Here is a 16,699-nt window from a genome sequence, read left to right on the forward strand (position 1 = left end):
GGGGCCGGAGGCTTTAGGCTTACCGGTTGTGACAACCGCGCTTCCGCTCTTCCCCCTCAACTCGGTGCTGTTCCCGGGGCTGGTGCTGCCGCTGAACATCTTCGAGCCGCGGTACCGCGCGCTGATGCGGGACCTGCTCGCACTGCCCGAGGACGCGCCTCGCCGCTTCGGTGTCGTCGCCATCCGGGACGGCCGCGAGGTCGCCCCCGCCGACACCGGAATGCCCGATTCCGCACCGCCCCAGGGCACGGACCCGACGGCCGGCTTCGGTCCGGACCCGATCACCTCGTTCTACACGGTCGGCTGCATCGCCGACGCCTCCACCATCCGCGAACGCGTCACGGGCACGGGCGCGGCGGACTCCGCGGAGGAGCCGGAGGAGGCGGCCCCGGACACCGATCCGCACGGCGGCCCGACCGGCTACGAGGTGCTGGCCACCGGCACCACCCGGTTCCGGCTGCTGTCGGTCGACGCCTCCGGCCCCTATCTGACCGGCGAGATCGAGGAGTTGCCGGAAGAGGAGGGCGACGAGGCGGGCGCGCTCGCCTCCGGTGTGCTGCGGGCCTTCCGCGCGTACCAGAAGCGGCTGGCCAGCGCCCGGGAGCGGACCCTGGCCGCCGGGCAGGAGCAGGACCTGCCGGACGACCCGTCGGTGGTCTCGTACCTGGTGGCGGCTGCCACCGTGCTGGACACCCCCGCCAAGCAGCGGCTGCTCCAGGCCCCGGACACCGCGACCCGGCTGGCGGACGAGCTGAAGCTGCTGCGCAGGGAGGCGGCCGTCATCGGCAAGCTGCCGTCGCTGCCCGCGGCCGACCTGACGCGGAATCCGACCAGCCGGAACTGACCTCCCCGGAGCGGAGCACATGGCGAGGAAGAGCAAGCGGCAGGGGTCGGCGACCCCGGCCATCGTCGCGGCCACCGAGGCGGGCATCGCCTTCGAGACGCGCGCCTACACCCACGATCCGGCGGCACCCTCCTACGGCGAGGAGGCCGCCGAGGCGCTGGGCGTGCCGCCGGAGCAGGTCTTCAAGACCCTGGTGGCCGAGGTGGACGGTGCGCTGACGGTCGCCGTCGTCCCGGTGTCGGCGTCGCTGGACCTGAAGGCGCTGGCGGCCGCCGTGGGCGGCAAGCGGGCGGTGCTGGCCGACCCGGCCGCCGCCGAGCGCTCCTCCGGCTACGTCCGCGGCGGCATCTCCCCGCTCGGGCAGCGCAAGCGGCTCCCCACGGTGCTGGACGCCTCCGCGCAGGACCATCCGGCGATCTGCGTCTCGGCGGGCCGCCGCGGCCTGGAGATCGAACTGGCGCCCGCGGATCTGGCCACGCTGACCGATGCCGTCCTCGCCCCGGTCGCCCGCGGCTGACTCCCCGGACCCCGGTCGCCCGCGGCCGGCCCGCCGCCCCGGGCGCCGGTCAGCTCTCCCAGCGCTGCGGCGCCGGGGCGAGCTGGGCGACGGGCTCGTCGCGGGGGGCGAAGAGCGCGGTCACCAGCAGATGGACGAGCACGGCTACGAACGGCCAGGCCAGCAGTACCGCGTACGCGTGCAGCTCCAGCGGCGCGTCGAAGGTGGCGCCCTGGCCGGCCGCCCGCGCCGCCGCCGACAGGTCCGTCTCGGGGCCCAGCCACACGCCGGTCCGCCAGGCCAGTACGGAGCCCAGCGCCCCGCCCAGGCACAGGCCCACCACCAGGCCCACGCCGCCGCTCCTGCGGACCAGGAAGACGGCGAGCCCCGTGACCACCCCGAATCCCAGCCCGAGCAGGGTGAAGACACCCTCGGCGCCGATGGCCTCCTCGCCCTCGGGGTGCCGGAAGAGGACCAGCTTGCCGCTGGTGTACAGCGGCACCCGGGGCGCCAGCCACAGCCACAGCAGTCCCATCAGCACACCGAGGACGGCGACGGCCGCCGCGCAGACGGCCGCGTGCAGCAGCTCGCGCGAGAGGACCGGCCCGGCCTGCCCCCCGTAGCCGGTGTGCACCGCGTACGACGGCGCGGGCGGCGGGCCCGAGGCGCCGCCGCCGGGCTGGTCGCCCGCTCCCGCCGCGGATGCGGAGGAGTGGGAGGAGTCCGGATCGGGAGAGGAGGGCGTCGGTACGGTCACCCCGCCATCGTGCCAGGCCCGCGCGATGCGGGAGGCCCCGGCCCGCCCCCGGCCCGCCCTCGGTGCGGCCGCCGGGGGCAGCGGGGGTCCGCCCGGGTGTCAGCGGGTGGCCGCCCAGCGGTAGGCCCGGGTGGCGAGAGCGAGCGAGAGCACCCCGACCGCCGCGCACACCCCCAGGTCCAGTACGACGCGCGCCCAGTCCGGGTGCGGTGCGAAAGTGCGCGCGAAGGCCTCCACCCCGTAGGTGGACGGCAGCAGGTCCCGGACCCAGCCGACCGCGGGCGGCAGCCCGCCCGCGGGCAGGACGCCCAGCAGCAGCGCCGCCGACATCCCCAGCTGGCCGCCCAGGGTGGCCAGCTCGGGGCGCGGGGCGAGCAGCCCCAGCGCCGCGCCCAGCCCGGCGAGCGCGGCACCGGCGAGCGGGACGACGGCCGCTAGCACCCACAGTCCGCCCAGCGGGAGCTGGAAGAGCACACTGCCCGCCACCGCCGTCACCAGCACTCCGGGGACGGTGAAGGACGCGTAGGCGGCCGCCGCGCCCAGCACGACGGAGGCGGCCGGCACCGGCAGGGTCGCGTAGTGGTCCAGGCCGCCGCCCGCACGCAGCTGGCCGAAGTACTGGGCGAGCAGGTTCAGCGCCACGAAGGCCACCACCAGCACGCTGGACCCGGCGACCACGGCCCGCGCCTCGGCGCCGCCGTCCACCACTCCGCGCATCAGGACCATGATCCCCAACGACTGGAAGGTCGCCACGAACAGCAACGGGATCCGCGCCACCCGGGCCCGGGAGAGCTGGGCCCGGTAGACGGCGCCCAGCGCGGGCCACAGCCGGGCGCGCGGCGCCAGCGGCATCCGGGCCGTGCCCGCACCCGCCCCGGCACCGGCGCCCGGCTCCGCCGCGCGGAGCGTGCCGCCCCCGGCTGCGCTGTCCGTGGCGGAGGCCGCGGCCGCACCCGCACCCGCGCGCTCCCGCTCGCCGGCCGCGCCGTGCTCCGCGGCGCCGCCGGTCCGCGTACGGCTGCCCACCGTCGTCCTCACCCGAGCCCGCCCCTCACGTCCCGCACCGTCGGTGCAGGGTCCGATGCCGTCCCGTCCCGCCTCGTCGGCCGCGCCGGGCCCTGTACGCTCCGGCATCCCGTCCGCGCGCTCATGCCTTGACCAGGCCCTCGGCGCCGTCCTGGCCCGCCGCGCGGCCGCCGAGGGCCACATACACGTCCTCCAGGCTCGGGGTGGCGAGCCGGAAGTCGTCCAGGGCCGCGAACGCCTCGCCCGTGGTGACCAGCGCGACCGCCTCCCGCGCGGCGGCGGGTGGCAGCCGCAGCGTCCAGCGGCGGCCGGTGACGGCGGCGCCGGCGGCGAGCGCGGACACCTCCGGGATCTCCACCGGAGCGCGCTCCCGCCACACCAGTTCCAGCCGCACCTCGTCGCCGACCGTCGCCTTCAGCCCGCCGGGGGTGTCGCAGGCGATCACCCGGCCCCGGTCCAGCACCGCCACCCGGTCCAGCACGGTCTCCGCCTCGATCACGTTGTGCGTCACCAGCAGCACGGTCACCCCGCGCTCGGCGCGCCGCCGGTCCACGGCCGCCCACACCGCGCGCCGTGCGTGCGGGTCCATGCCGGTGGTCGGCTCGTCCAGCACCAGCAGCGGCCGGTCCCCCACCAGTGCCGCGGCCACGCATGCCAGCCGCCGCTGCCCGCCGGAGAGCCGTTTGAGCGGCCGCGAGGCGAGCTGCGTCAGCTCCAGCTCGGCCAGTACCTCGTCGCGCGCGACGCGGGCCGCCGCGGTGTCCATCCCGCGCAGCCGCGCGGTGGTCTCGGCGGCGAGGGCGACACTCAGCTCGTCCAGCGCGGTCGACTCCTGCCCGAGGTAGGCCAGCAGCCGGGCGGCCCGCTCGGGGTGGCGCACCAGATCATGGCCGAGCACCTCGACCGCTCCGGAGTCGGGCCGCAGCAGCCCGGTGAGCTGCCGCACCAGGGTGGACTTCCCGGCTCCGTTGGGGCCCAGCAGTCCGAAGATCTCGCCCTGCCGCACCCGCAGGCAGACGCCGTCGGTCGCCCGGACCGCGGGCGCCGCCGCTGCGCCGCGCCGGGCCCGCACCGGTGCGTAGGTCTTGACCAGGTCCTCGACACGCACAGCGGTGCGGGCCGGTGCCGTCGCGCTTGCCACCGAGCTGTCCACCGCCTGCCGAGTGCCCGTTCTCACGACCTATGAGGGTACGCGTCCGGGTTCCGCCGCCCCGCTCCGACCCCTGCGGGCTCCCGGCGCGGCCGGTGGCGGGGGCGCGGTGCGGGTGCGGAGCCGGTGGCAGGCCACGCCGGGTACGCGGCCGCTCCGGCCGCCGGAACGCGACGCACCGGGAGGTCAGTCACCGGCCGGCGCGTGCTCGGCCGAGGCGCCGGAGCGGGCGTCCACCTCGCGCCAGAACCCCGCCCGGATCGCGTAGCGGTCGTGCTCGTCGATCTGGTCGTCCTTGTGTGCGAGCAGGCCGAACCGGGCCGCGTAGCGGAGCAGCTCGCCGTCGATCCGGTGCGGGATGCGGGGGTACTCGGCGGAGAGCTGGTTCAGATGGTGCTCGCTGATCAGCCGCTCGGTCCAGCGGCGCGCGAAGACCTGGCCGACCTCGAAGGGGTCGCCGCTGACGGCGGTGATGTCCTCCTCGCGGTCCGCCCAGCGCTGCTCGGCGGTGGTGAGCTGGGCGAGCATCGGCAGGGCCGCGGTCTCGGGCGGTTCGCCGCCGGGAGCCGACCGCTCGACCCAGCCGCGGTCCGACGACCAGCGGAGCGTGGCCCCCGGCGGCCCGGCGGGCGGATGCGCCTGCTGCCCCTGGCGGCCGAGGTCGGCCAGGTCCTTGGGGGTGGGCACGCCTTCGCTCCGCTGCGGAGTCCCGGACGCGGGCCGCCCGGCCTCCTCGCCGCCGTCCTCCGCCGCGGGCTGCGGCTCGGCCTGCTCGTCCTCCTCGGGCGGCCGGTCGGCGGGAGCGGCGGCCGGGCCGGAGGGGGCGGGCCCACGGTGGCCCACGGAGCCGTTCTTGCCGCTCTCCGGCAGCGGTGCGGAGAGGATCGCGGCGATCTCCGGACGGGGTGCGGGCTGCGGGGCGCAGGGCGCGGAGAGGTCCTTGGCCCGGACCACGGGGGTGATCCAGGTCCGGTCCAGCACCCGCCGCTCGTCGGCCTCGGCCACCAGGTCCTCGGACTGGTTGTAGTCCCCGTCGGCGGCCTGGACCGCCCACAGGTGGACGGCCACCCCGTGCTCCTTCGCGGACATCAGCCCCGGCAGCAGATCACCGTCGCCGGTCACCAGCACGATGTCGGAGCAGGCGCGGTTGCGGGCGAGTTCGGTCAGCTCCGCGTGCATGGCGGCGTCCACGCCCTTCTGCGCCCAGCGGCCGTCGCTGCGGGTGAGGGCCCCCAGCCGTACCGTCACCCGGGGCATCACGCGCAGCCTGCGGTGCTCGGGCTGCGGCACCCGGTCCGGGGCGCCGTCGAACCAGTAGATGCGCAGCAGCGCGCACTGGGTGTCGGCCTCCGCCTGCCGCCGGAGGGAGCGGATCAGACCTGCGTGGTCGACGGTGATCCGCGAGCGGGTGGGTTCCCCGGCCAGCAGACTGGCGGCGGCGCCCAGCAGATATCCGGCGTCCACCAGGACGACGCAGCGGTCCACGACGTTCCACCCACTCTCGGTCATGACATCCAGCCGAGGCTGTGCCTTCGCGTGCCGGCCGTTCCCCGTGTCCTTCGAGTCTGCCCGACCGCGCGGGGGTTATCAGCCGGAACTCGATCATCGGCGTGGCGCCCACTCGCGGTAATTGTCCGACATGCACGGCATTTCCGGTCGTGCGAATCTGAACGGGAGGACCCTCTCGTTCGGAGACGGACCTCCGTCGCAGGAGGCGAACATGGCGAAGAACAAGAACCGTCAGCCGGCCCGGGAATCGCGCACCGCGGAGGAGCAGCAGCGGGAGCGGGAGCGCGCGAAGTCGGCCGCCGCGGAGCGGACGCCCCCCACCGGAGCGGCCCGCAAGGGCCGGGAACGCCGCTTCGGCCACAACTGAGCGCACCGGGCCCTCCGGGTCCGCCCGGGCACGCCCTCGATGCCCAGTCCGCGGCGTCGGCCGCGGACTGGGCACGCGCGGTGACCACGGCCGGTGCCCGAGGCAGGCCGCCCGGCGACCGGCCGGCCGACGCCCGGACCGACGCCCGGCCGGGTTCCCGGACGCGGGGCCCCGGGTCCGGGCTGTCCGGGGTGTCCGGGCGCGGGCCGGGGCGCGGGCGCGGGCCGGGAGTCCCGACGACCGCGCCCCCCGGTCGGAGCGCGGGTCCGGGGAGCCCGCCCGGTGCGTCCGGCGGGCCTCAGCCCGCCAGGCAGGCGGGGCCCAGCAGTTCCTTCAGGTCGCCGAAGAGCGCGGGGTCGGGGGTGACCCGGTGCCGGTCCAGCCGCAGCACCGTGGTCTTGCGCGCGCCCTCCAGCCGGACGCGCACCTCGCTGGCGCCGCGGTGCTGGGTCAGCACATAGCCCAGCTTCTCCACCAGTGGAGGCGTCACCTTGACGGTGGGGATGGTGATGGTGACCGGCGCGGTGGCGGACGCCTCGCTCAGATCGGGGACCTGAAGCTCCATGGCGACGAGCCGGGGCACGTCCTCCCGCTTGTCCAGCCGCCCCTTGACGAAGACGACGGCGTCCTCCACGAGCTGGGTGGAGACCAGTTGATAGGTGGCGGGGAAGAACATGCAGTCGATGGATCCGGCCAGGTCCTCGACGGTGGCGATGGCCCAGGCGTTGCCCTGCTTGGTCATCTTGCGCTGGAGGCCGGAGATGATGCCGCCGATGGTGACGATGGAGCCGTCGGAGTAGTCGCCGCCGGTCAGCTGGGCGATGGCCGCGTCGGCCTTCTCGTTGAGCACGTGCTCCAGGCCGAAGAGCGGATGGTCGGAGACGTAGAGGCCGAGCATCTCCCGCTCCTGGGCGAGCAGATAGGTCTTCTCCCACTCCTCCTCGGAGAACTGCACGTCCAGGCCGAAGCCGGGGCCGGAGTCCGCCGTGTCGTCCCCGCCGAGGTCGCCGAAGAGGTCGAACTGCCCCTCGGCCTCCTTCCGCTTGACCTGCACCACGTTGTCGATCATCGGCTCGAACTGCGCGGTGAGGCCCTTGCGGGTGTGCCCCATCTCGTCGAACGCGCCGGCCTTGATCAGCGACTCGACGGTGCGCTTGTTGCAGACGACGGCCTCGACCTTGTCCAGGAAGTCCGGGAAGGAGGAGTACTTGCCCTTCGCCTTGCGGCACTTGACGATCGAGTCGACGACGTTCTGGCCCACGTTCCGCACGGCGGTGAGGCCGAAGACGATCGTGGAGTCGTCCTTGGAGGTGAAGTTCGCCTCCGACTCATTGACGTTGGGCGGCAGCACCTTGATGCCCATCTTGCGGCACTCGTTGAGATAGACGGCCGACTTGTCCTTGTCGTCGCGCACGGAGGTGAGCAGCGCGGACATGTACTCGGCGGGGTAGTTGGCCTTGAGGTAGGCCGTCCAGTAGGTGACCAGCCCGTAGGCGGAGGAGTGCGCCTTGTTGAAGGCGTACCCGGCGAAGGGGACCAGCACGTCCCAGACGGCCTGGATGGCACCGTCCGAGTAGCCGTTGTCCCGCATGCCCTTCTGGAAGTTCACGAACTCCTTGTCGAGAACCTCCTTCTTCTTCTTGCCCATCGCCCGGCGCAGCAGGTCCGCCTGGCCCAGTGAGTAGCCGGCGAGCACCTGGGCCGCCTTCTGCACCTGCTCCTGGTAGACGATCAGGCCGTGCGTGATGTCGAGGACGTCCCTGAGCGGTTCCTCCAGCTCCGGGTGGATCGGCGTGATCTCCTGCTGGCCGTTCTTCCGCAGCGCGTAGTTGATGTGGGAGTTCATCCCCATCGGGCCGGGTCGGTAGAGGGCCGAGACCGCGGAGATGTCCTCGAAGTGGTCGGGCTTCATCATCCGCAGCAGGGAGCGCATCGGGCCGCCGTCGAACTGGAAGACGCCGAGGGTGTCGCCGCGGCACAGCAGCTCGAACGCCTTGGGGTCGTCCAGCGGCAGGTCGAGGAGCTTGAGGTCGACACCCTTGTTCTTGCGGATCATCTTGACCGCGTCGTCCATGATGGTGAGGTTGCGCAGCCCCAGGAAGTCCATCTTCAGCAGGCCGAGCGACTCACAGCTCGGGTAGTCCCACTGGGTGACGACGGTGCCGTCGTTCTTCGGCGAGAAGATCGGCGCGTGGTCGATGACCGGCTCGCTGGACATGATCACGCCCGCCGCGTGCATGCCCATCTGGCGCACCAGGCCCTCGATGCCCATGGCGGAGTCGATGACCTTCTTGACGTCCGGCTCGTTCTCGTACATCCCGCGCACCTCGCCCGCCTCGCTGTAGCGGGGGTGGTTCGGGTCGGTGATGCCGGAGAGCGGGATGCCCTTGCCGAGCACGTCGGCGGGCATCGCCTTGGTGATGCGGTCGCCCATCGCGTAGGGGTAGCCCAGCACCCGGGAGGCGTCCTTGATGGCGGCCTTCGCCTTGATCGTGCCGTAGGTGCCGATCATGGCGACCTTGTCGGCGCCGTACTTCTCCGTGACGTAGCGGATCACGTCACCGCGCCGGCGCTCGTCGAAGTCGATGTCGACGTCGGGCATGGTGACGCGCTCGGGGTTGAGGAACCGCTCGAAGATCAGCCCGTGGGTGACGGGGTCGAGGTCGGTGATGCCCATGGCGTAGCTGACGATCGAGCCCGCGGCCGAGCCGCGGCCCGGACCGACCGCGATGCCGTTGTCCTTGGCCCAGTTGATGAAGTCGGCGACCACCAGGAAGTACCCGGGGAAGCCCATGTCGATGATGACCTTCATCTCGTAGTCCGCCAGCTCCTGGCGGTCCTGCGGCACCCCGCCCGGGAAGCGGCGGGCCATCCCGCGCCGGACCTCCTCGCGGAACCAGGAGATCTCGTCGTACCCCTCGGGCACGTCGAACTTCGGCATCAGGTTCTTGGGCTCGAACATGCCCTCGGTCTCGATGCGCTCGGCGATCAGGAGCTGCGTGTTGCGGCAGCCCGACTGCCAGGCCTCCGAGGAGTCGATGCCGTACATCTCCTCGGCGGTCTTGAGGTAGTAGCCGGAACCGTCGAAGCTGAAGCGGTCCGGGTCCGAGAGGTTGCTGCCGGTCTGGATGCACAGCAGGGTGTCGTGCGCCGCCGACTCACGCGCATAGGTGTAGTGCGAGTCGTTGGTGACGACGAAGGGCGCGTCGAGCTTCCGCGCGATGCGCTCCAGGCCGTCCCGCGCCCGCTTGTCGATCTGGATGTCGTGGTCCATCAGCTCGACGAAGAAGTTCTCCTTGCCGAAGATGTCCTGGTACTCGCCGGCGGCCTGGAGCGCCTCCTCCTCCATCCCCAGCCGGATCTTGGTGCTCACCTCGCCGGAGGGGCAGCCGGTGGTCGCCATCAGCCCCTCGGCGTACTCGGCGAGCAGCTCGCGGTCCATCCTGGGCTTGCGGAAGAAGCCCTCCAGGCTGGCCCGCGACTGGGCGCGGAAGAGGTTGTGCAGCCCCGTGGCGTTCCTGGCCCACATCGTCATGTGGGTGTAGGCGCCGTTGCCGGACACGTCGTCCCGCTTCTGGTGCGGGGTGCCCCACTTGACCGGACGGGTGTTCCTGCGGTGGTCCGGGGCCAGGTACGCCTCGATGCCGATGATCGGCGTCACCCCGGCGTCCTTTGCGGAGTGGAAGAAGTCGTAGGCCCCGTGCAGATTGCCGTGGTCGGTCATCGCGATATGCGACATGCCCATCTCATTGCAGGCGTTGAACATGTCCTTGAGCCGGGCCGCACCGTCGAGGAGCGAGTACTGCGTGTGCACATGCAGATGAGTGAAGGGGTTGTCACTCACGACGAGGCCACCTCCGGGCGCGGGTCTTCAGGGGCGAGTGGGAAGTCTACGGCCCGGCACCGACAGTCCCCGACGAGCCGTCCGGGGCCGCGCGGAGCGCTGTTCCGTATCCGGCCCGCGGCTGTTCGGCGTCCGGTCCACGGCTGTTCGGCGTCCGGTCCACGACCGTTCCGCACGCGCGCAGAACCATCCTGGCCCCCGGCGGCGTCGGCGTAGGTTGGACACTCGGTTCGTCATACACCGGTTTCGGTTCCCTACCGCCCTACGGAGCGCACCCATGACCACGGCAGGCCAGGCAGCAGAACGCGGCGAGACCATTCTGGAGGTCTTCGACACGGCCTTCGGCGACCTCCTCGCCGCCGACCCGGCGGCCTTCCGGACCAAGTTCCGCAAGATGGCGGCCTCCGCCTTCGCCTTCTACCGGGGCACCGCCTGCCTCTTCTACGCCGACCTGACGGCACCCGGCAGCCCCTACGGACCGGGCGCGAACAGCGGCCCGTTCCTGGACGAGCGCACCAGCCGGGTGTGGATACACGGCGACCTGCACGCCGAGAACTTCGGCACCTACATGAACGCCCACGGCCGGGTGCTCTTCAACGTCAACGACTTCGACGAGGCCTACGTGGGCCCCTTCACCTGGGACCTCAAGCGCTTCGCGGCCTCCGTGGCGCTGCTGGGCTACAGCAAGGCGCTCAGCGACGAGCAGATCACCGCCCTGGTGACCACCTACGCCGACGCCTACCGGGAGCGCATCCGGGACCTGGTGGAGGGCGCCTCGGAGAACGAGCCGCCCGCCCTCACCCTGGACACCGCGCGGGGCCCGGTGCTGGACGCGCTCCGCGCGGCCCGCGCCAACACCCGCTTCGGGCTGCTGGGCACCATGACCGAGATCCGCGACTGGGAGCGTCGCTTCACCCCGGGCGGCGGCTCCGTCGAGCTGGACGAGGAGACCCGGGCCGCGGTGCTGGCGTCCTTCGACTCCTACCTGGAGACGCTTCCGCACAGCGCGGACCGCGAGCAGCACGGCGCACACCGGGTCAAGGACGTGGTGGGCCGCCGCGGCATCGGGATAGGCAGCGCGGGCCTGCCCTCGTACAACATCCTGCTGGAGGGGCACAGCGACGCCCTGGAGAACGACCTGGTCATCTACATGAAGCAGGCGCAGACCCCGGCCGTCTCGCGGCACATCACCGACCCGGCGGTGCGCGACTACTTCCGGCACGAGGGCCACCGCACCGTCATCTCGCAGCGCGCGCTCCAGGCGCACGCCGACCCCTGGCTGGGCTGGACGGAGCTGAACGGCGCGGGCCAGCTGGTGGCGGAGGTCTCGCCCTACGCGGTGGACCTGGACTGGTCGGAGCTGTCGGACCCGGAGGAAATGTCGCAGGTCACAGCGGATCTCGCCCGGGCGACGGCGACGATGCACGCAGCGGCCGACGAGGCGGAGAGCGGTCACAGCCTGGTGCCCTTCTCGACCGAGCGCGCCATCCACGAGGCGATCTCCTCCGACGAGGAGGGCTTCCGCGCGCTGCTGGTGGACTTCGCCCACACCTACGGCGCCCGGGCCCGGCACGACCACCAGATCTTCGTCGACCTCTTCCGCAACGGCCGCATCGCCGGGATGTGAGGCTCCCGGGGACGTCCGGGAACCCCTGGGGCCGCTGCGGCACCCCCCGGGGCCCGGGCGGGCCCGGCAGCGGCTGCCACGGGCTCCGCCGGCCGCCCGGCCGGGGCCCCGGCCGGGCGGGGCAGCCGATGCGCCCGTGGCCGGTTCCGGCCCTTCGCAGACTGCCCGCCCGCTCCCATGGCACACTCGGACCCCATGGGAACAGCAGGAGTACGGACGGTGCGGGCGGGGATCTTCACCGCCCTCTGCGTCGCCCTGTCCTCCGGAGCCCATGTACTGCTCTCCGGCTCCCCCGTTCCGCTGCGCCCCTTCCTGCTCGTCACGGCGGCGGTCTTCGCGGCGGCGTTCGCGCTGGCCGGCCGGGAGCGCGGCTTCGCCCGGATAGCGGCGCTGCTGGTCCCGCTGGAGCTGGCGGCCGACACCGTCTTCACCACCGGCCGGCACGCCTGCTACGGGCAGGCGGGCGGGCCGGTCACCGGGCCGCTCCGCTCGGTGGGCGTCGATCTGCTGTGCGGCGGCGGCAGCGTGGGCACGCCGCTGGCGCGGATGACCGCGCACGGCGGCCGGGCAGCCGCCTACCCGGCCGGCGTGCACGGGGTGCCGGGCACGGCACTCCCCTGGCTGCTGCTGGCGGCGCACGTCGCCGCGGGCCTGCTGGCCGCCCTGTGGCTGCGCCGCGGTGAGGCGGCCGCGGCAAGGCTGCTGCGCGCCGCCGCCACCGGTGCGTTCCGTCCGCTGCGGATCGCGGTCGCCGCGGTCGGTGCCGTCCGCGACCCCGGCCCGGTGCTGCCGCCCCGGCCCTCCGGGCCCGGCGCCCCGCCGGCGCTGCCGCTGCTGACCCACTCCGTACACCGTCGCGGGCCGCCGCCTGCCCGGACCGCCGTGGCACCGGCGGTCTGAGGCAAGGATTCCCCCGCGTACGGACATCGGAGAAGAAGACAGCCATGAGCAAGCGCAACAGCCAGGAAGCCAAGCGCGCGGCCCGCGAGCGGCTGCGCATCGAGCGTGAGAAGCAGGCCAAGAAGGAGCGGACCCGGCGGCAGCTGCTGGTCGCCCTCTCGGTCGTCGGAGTGCTGGCCGTGGTGGCCGGTATCGGGATCTTCGTGGCCAAGCTGAACAGCCAGGACGCCAGCGACGACGGGATGTCCGTGACGACCGCCGGCGCCAAGGCGGAGAAGACCGTGGACGTCTACGAGGACCTGCGCTGCCCGGCGTGCGCCAGCTTCGAGCAGGCGATGGGCGAGCCGCTGCAGAAGGGCGCCGAGGAGGGCAAGTACAAGCTGCGCGTTCACCTCGGCGCCATCATCGACGGCAACATGGGCGGCTCCGGCTCCCGCAACGCCGCCCGCGCGCTGGGCGCCGCCAAGGCCGTGAGCGTCGAGGCGTTCGCGGACTACAAGGCGAAGCTGTACTCGGCCAAGTGGCACCCGGACGAGCAGGAGGACAAGTTCGCCGACAACGACTATCTGCTCAAGGTCTCGGACACGGTCCCGGAGCTGAAGGACAACAAGGCGTTCGAGAAGGCCGTCAAGGGCAAGAAGTACACCAAGTGGGCCAAGGACATGATCGCCAGCTTCAACGGCGCCGACGTCCAGAGCACTCCCACCGTCCGGATCGACGGTGAGCAGGTGCAGCCCCAGGACGTGCCCGCCAAGCTCAAGGAGCTGGGTGTGGACCTGAAGTCGGGCAAGGACGAGAAGAAGTAACCGGCGGCGGCCGGGAGCGGCGAGGGGCGGACCGTACGAGGTCTGCCCCTCGCCCGTACTCGTGCGTAACATGACCGCTCGTGACTTCTCCTCACTCGAGATCCGAACAGTCCCTGCCCGGCGCCGCGCTGCCCGCACCGCGGCGCCGCGCCGTGGTCGCCGCCGGTGCGGCCGGTGCGGCCGGTGCCGCGCTGCTCGCGGGCGCGGCTCCGGCGGCGAGCGCGGCCGACGCCGCCCCCTCTTTCGTGCACGGTGTCGCCTCGGGCGATCCGCTCCCCGACGGGGTCCTGCTGTGGACCCGGGTCACCCCGGAGCCCGGCGCCGTCCCCGGCTCGGGCCGGGGTGCGGCGGTCGAGGTGGCGTGGGAGGTGGCCACCGACCGCGGGTTCACCGACCGGGTGGCGCACGGCAGCGTGCGGGCCGAGGCCGTCTCCGACCACACCGTCAAGGCCGATGTGCGCGGACTGCGCCCGGCCACCACCTACTTCTTCCGCTTCACCGCCGGCGGCGTCCACTCGCCCACCGGCCGCACCCGCACCGCCCCCGCCGAGGGCGCGGAGGTCGCCGGTCTCCGCTTCGGGGTGGTCTCGTGCGCCAACTACGAGGGCGGCTGGTTCGCCTCCTACCGGCATCTGGCGGCCCGCTCCGACCTGGACGCGGTACTGCACCTGGGCGACTACCTCTACGAGTACGGGCACGGCGAGTACCCCACCGGGGACGCCGTGGTGCGGACCGTCCAGCCCGAGCACGAGATCGTCTCGCTCGCCGACTACCGGACCCGGCACGGCCACTACAAGGCGGATCCCGACCTGCGGGCGATGCACGCGGCGCACCCCCTCGTCGCGATCTGGGACGACCACGAGTTCGCCGACAACGCCTGGTCGGGCGGGGCCGTCAACCACGATCCGGAGACGGAGGGCGGCTGGACGCAGCGGGTCGCGGCGGCGAAGCAGGCGTACTTCGAGTGGCTCCCGGTACGGCCCTCGACCGCGGGCACCACCTTCCGGCGGCTGCGGTTCGGGCAGTTGGCCGAGCTGCATCTGCTGGACCTGCGCTCGTTCCGGGACGCGCAGGCCGAGGTGGGGCACGGCCGGGACATCGACGACCCGGACCGCACCCTGACCGGGCGCAAGCAGCTGGACTGGCTGAAGAAGGGCCTGGCGGGCTCGCGGGCCCGCTGGAAGCTCGTGGGCAACCCGGTGATGATCTCCCAGGTGGCCTTCGGCTCCGTCCCGGCCAAGTTCCTCGGGCCGCTGGGCGAACTGCTCGGCGTCCCCGAGGAGGGGCTGGCCGTCAACACCGACCAGTGGGACGGCTACACGGACGACCGCCGGGAGCTCCTGACCCATCTGCGCGACAACCGGATCACCGACACCGTCTTCCTCACCGGTGACATCCATATGAACTGGGCCAACGAGGTACCGCTGCACGCGGCCGACTACCCGCACGAGGCCCCGCTGGCAACGGAGTTCGTCATCACCTCCGTCACCTCCGACAACCTGGACGACACCCTGCACGTGGCGCCCGACACCCTCTCGGGCCTGGCCGAGGCGGCCGTCCGGGCCGCCAACCGGCACGTGCGCTGGGTCGACATGGACTCGCACGGCTTCGGGGTGCTGGACGTGGACGCGCACCGGGCGCAGATGGACTACTTCGTGCTGTCCGACAAGGCGGACAAGAACGCGACGGCCGCACTGCGCCGCTCGTACCGCACGGATTCCGGCTCGCAGCGGATCGAACGGACGTATCGGCCCCTGAGCTGAGCCGCGCCGCCGTACGCTGACCCCATGGCAGGGGGCGAGCAGGGGGAGCAGGGGCACCTCGTCGACCGGCGTTTCGAACTGCTGGAGACGCTGGGGGCCGGGGGCATGGGAACGGTGTGGCGGGCGCGGGACGTCGCGCTGCACCGCGAGGTGGCACTGAAGGAGGTCCGGCCCCCGTCGGCCGGACCCGGCGGTCCCGAGGCGGCCCTGGAGGGGTCGGAGGGGTCCCGGGCGCTGCGCGAGCGCGTGCTGCGCGAGGCCCGGGCCCTGGCCCGGCTCAGCCATCCGCACGTGGTGACGATCCACCACATCGTGGACGAGGGGCCCTGCCCCTGGCTCGTGATGGAGCTGGTGGACGGCCCCTCGCTGGAGCAGCGGCTGGCGGAGGGGCCGCTGGAGCCGCGGGCCGCCGCCCGGCTGGGCCGCGAGGTGCTCTCGGCGCTGCGCACGGCGCACGCCGCGGGTATCCAGCACCGTGATGTGAAGCCCGGCAACGTGCTGCTGCGCGCGGACGGTTCGGCGGTGCTCACCGACTTCGGCATCGCCGCGCTCCAGGACTGCGCCGCGGTGACGGCGACGGGCGAGTTCCTGGGGTCACCGGAGTTCGTCGCGCCGGAGCGGGTCCGCGGGGTGGACGACGACCCGGCCGGTGATCTGTGGTCCCTGGCGCTGACGTTGTACGTGTGCACGGAGGGCCGCAGTCCGCTGCGCCGCGCCACCACGCTGGCCACCATCGCGGCGGTGCTCGACGATCCGGTGCCGCCGCCGGTGCGCAGCGGCGCGCTGGCGCCGGTGCTGGCCGCGGTGCTCGTCAAGGACCCCGCGGCCCGGCCCGACGGGGCGGAGCTGGAGCGGATGCTGGCGGATGTCGCGGAGGGCCGGGCGGCGACGCCGTATCTGCCGACCGAGACATCGGTCCCGGTCCGCTCCCCGGGCGCACCTCCGGTGCCGCCGCCCGTACCGGAGCCGGGGGCGCCCGGCGCGGCACCCGGCGGCACGGGCGGGACGGCGCCGCGCCGGCGGCGGGCCGGGTGGGCCGCCGCGGGCGGAGTGCTGGCTGCCGCACTCGCCGCCGGGGGGCTGTTCCTGCTGGTCCGGCCGGACGGCTCCGACGGCGCGGCGGCCGGAGCCGACGGCGGCAGGGGCGGCGCGCGCCCGGCCCCGACGGTGTCCGACGCGCAGGACGCCTCCTCGGCGCCGGAGGCCGGCCCCTCCGCGGAGGAGCGGGAACCGGAGTCGACCCCGAGCCGGGAACCGGAACCGGGGCCCGGCACGTCCTCGGCCCGCTCCGGTCCTCCGGCCGACTCCCCGGCCGGCACCCCGGCCGGCACCTGGGTGGCACAGCTCGGGTCGGTCGCGAAGGCGGACGGCACCGGCGCACGCGAGAAGATGCGCGCCTCCTTGAGCCGCAAGGCCGACGGGGTGCGCTATCTCGACAGCGACAGCTTCGCCTCGCTGCGCGGGGGCTACTGGATGTTCTACAGCTCCGGGCCCGCGGGCGGCTTCCCCGACGGGACGGCGGCGGCCTCCTGGTGCAGCGCGCGGGGCCTCACCTCGTCGAACCAGTGCGTGGGCCGCTACGTCAGCGACGATGCCGCGGACCGCCCCTA

13 protein-coding genes are annotated in these 16,699 nt (G+C 73.5%); 8 read left to right on the forward strand and 5 right to left on the reverse strand.

Going from position 1 to position 16,699, the window contains the following annotated elements; all coding sequences use genetic code 11:
- The first annotated feature begins 28 nt into the window (after nucleotides 1-28).
- Both A949_RS0123855 and ybaK read left to right on the forward strand, forming a co-directional pair.
- Nucleotides 29-844, forward strand: coding sequence for an LON peptidase substrate-binding domain-containing protein (locus A949_RS0123855; RefSeq protein WP_019358562.1), 816 nt, complete (start codon nucleotides 29-31; stop codon nucleotides 842-844).
- Nucleotides 845-863: 19 nt separating this feature from the next.
- A complete protein-coding gene (gene ybaK / locus A949_RS0123860) occupies nucleotides 864-1,361 on the forward strand; it encodes a Cys-tRNA(Pro) deacylase (RefSeq protein WP_019358563.1) in 498 nt (165 codons plus the stop codon).
- A 49-nt stretch (nucleotides 1,362-1,410) separates the two neighbouring features.
- Here ybaK and A949_RS0123865 read toward each other — a convergent pair whose 3' ends face one another.
- From A949_RS0123865 to A949_RS0123880, 4 genes are all read right to left on the reverse strand, one after another.
- Nucleotides 1,411-2,097, reverse strand: a complete 687-nt coding sequence (locus A949_RS0123865; protein WP_019358564.1) for a hypothetical protein — start codon at nucleotides 2,095-2,097, stop codon at nucleotides 1,411-1,413.
- A 99-nt stretch (nucleotides 2,098-2,196) separates the two neighbouring features.
- The gene (locus tag A949_RS0123870) at nucleotides 2,197-2,949 is read right to left on the reverse strand and encodes an ABC transporter permease (protein WP_078565511.1); all 753 of its coding nucleotides are present in this window, start codon (nucleotides 2,947-2,949) and stop codon (nucleotides 2,197-2,199) included.
- Nucleotides 2,950-3,244: 295 nt separating this feature from the next.
- Nucleotides 3,245-4,300 carry an ABC transporter ATP-binding protein gene (locus tag A949_RS0123875; protein ID WP_175488464.1) on the reverse strand — a complete coding sequence of 352 codons (1,056 nt, stop codon included), beginning with the start codon at nucleotides 4,298-4,300 and terminating at the stop codon, nucleotides 3,245-3,247.
- 159 nt (nucleotides 4,301-4,459) lie between these two features.
- On the reverse strand, nucleotides 4,460-5,782 hold the full coding sequence (locus A949_RS0123880) for an NYN domain-containing protein (RefSeq protein WP_019358567.1): 1,323 nt from the start codon (nucleotides 5,780-5,782) through the stop codon (nucleotides 4,460-4,462).
- A 211-nt stretch (nucleotides 5,783-5,993) separates the two neighbouring features.
- Between A949_RS0123880 and A949_RS38585 the strand changes: the two genes are divergently transcribed.
- Nucleotides 5,994-6,149 (forward strand): hypothetical protein, encoded by a 156-nt coding sequence (locus A949_RS38585; protein ID WP_019358568.1) that lies wholly within the window; start codon nucleotides 5,994-5,996, stop codon nucleotides 6,147-6,149.
- A gap of 298 nt (nucleotides 6,150-6,447) precedes the next feature.
- Here the strand turns inward: A949_RS38585 and dnaE are convergent, their stop codons facing one another.
- Nucleotides 6,448-9,993, reverse strand: coding sequence for a DNA polymerase III subunit alpha (gene dnaE, locus A949_RS0123890; RefSeq protein WP_019358569.1), 3,546 nt, complete (start codon nucleotides 9,991-9,993; stop codon nucleotides 6,448-6,450).
- A gap of 277 nt (nucleotides 9,994-10,270) precedes the next feature.
- Between dnaE and A949_RS0123895 the strand changes: the two genes are divergently transcribed.
- From A949_RS0123895 to A949_RS0123915, 5 genes are all read left to right on the forward strand, one after another.
- On the forward strand, nucleotides 10,271-11,620 hold the full coding sequence (locus tag A949_RS0123895; protein ID WP_019358570.1) for a DUF2252 domain-containing protein: 1,350 nt from the start codon (nucleotides 10,271-10,273) through the stop codon (nucleotides 11,618-11,620).
- 195 nt (nucleotides 11,621-11,815) lie between these two features.
- On the forward strand, nucleotides 11,816-12,520 hold the full coding sequence (locus A949_RS0123900) for a hypothetical protein (RefSeq protein WP_026004974.1): 705 nt from the start codon (nucleotides 11,816-11,818) through the stop codon (nucleotides 12,518-12,520).
- 44 nt (nucleotides 12,521-12,564) lie between these two features.
- The gene (locus A949_RS0123905; protein ID WP_019358572.1) at nucleotides 12,565-13,326 is read left to right on the forward strand and encodes a thioredoxin domain-containing protein; all 762 of its coding nucleotides are present in this window, start codon (nucleotides 12,565-12,567) and stop codon (nucleotides 13,324-13,326) included.
- An 80-nt stretch (nucleotides 13,327-13,406) separates the two neighbouring features.
- On the forward strand, nucleotides 13,407-15,089 hold the full coding sequence (locus A949_RS0123910; protein WP_078565505.1) for an alkaline phosphatase D family protein: 1,683 nt from the start codon (nucleotides 13,407-13,409) through the stop codon (nucleotides 15,087-15,089).
- Nucleotides 15,090-15,113: 24 nt separating this feature from the next.
- A partial coding sequence (locus A949_RS0123915; protein ID WP_019358574.1) for a serine/threonine-protein kinase occupies nucleotides 15,114-16,699 on the forward strand: 1,586 nt, incomplete at its 3' end.

Source organism: Streptomyces sp. AA1529, from assembly GCF_000280905.1.
Lineage (GTDB): Bacteria > Actinomycetota > Actinomycetes > Streptomycetales > Streptomycetaceae > Streptomyces.

What these genes read in the sequence shown, in the direction of transcription:
- ybaK (WP_019358563.1), top strand. Translation starts at nt 864, where the DNA reads ATGGCGAGGAAGAGCAAGCGGCAGGGGTCGGCGACCCCGGCCATCGTC.
- A949_RS0123870 (WP_078565511.1), bottom strand. Translation starts at nt 2,949, where the DNA reads ATGCCGCTGGCGCCGCGCGCCCGGCTGTGGCCCGCGCTGGGCGCCGTC.
- A949_RS0123880 (WP_019358567.1), bottom strand. Translation starts at nt 5,782, where the DNA reads ATGACCGAGAGTGGGTGGAACGTCGTGGACCGCTGCGTCGTCCTGGTG.
- A949_RS38585 (WP_019358568.1), top strand. Translation starts at nt 5,994, where the DNA reads ATGGCGAAGAACAAGAACCGTCAGCCGGCCCGGGAATCGCGCACCGCG.
- A949_RS0123895 (WP_019358570.1), top strand. Translation starts at nt 10,271, where the DNA reads ATGACCACGGCAGGCCAGGCAGCAGAACGCGGCGAGACCATTCTGGAG.
- A949_RS0123900 (WP_026004974.1), top strand. Translation starts at nt 11,816, where the DNA reads ATGGGAACAGCAGGAGTACGGACGGTGCGGGCGGGGATCTTCACCGCC.
- A949_RS0123905 (WP_019358572.1), top strand. Translation starts at nt 12,565, where the DNA reads ATGAGCAAGCGCAACAGCCAGGAAGCCAAGCGCGCGGCCCGCGAGCGG.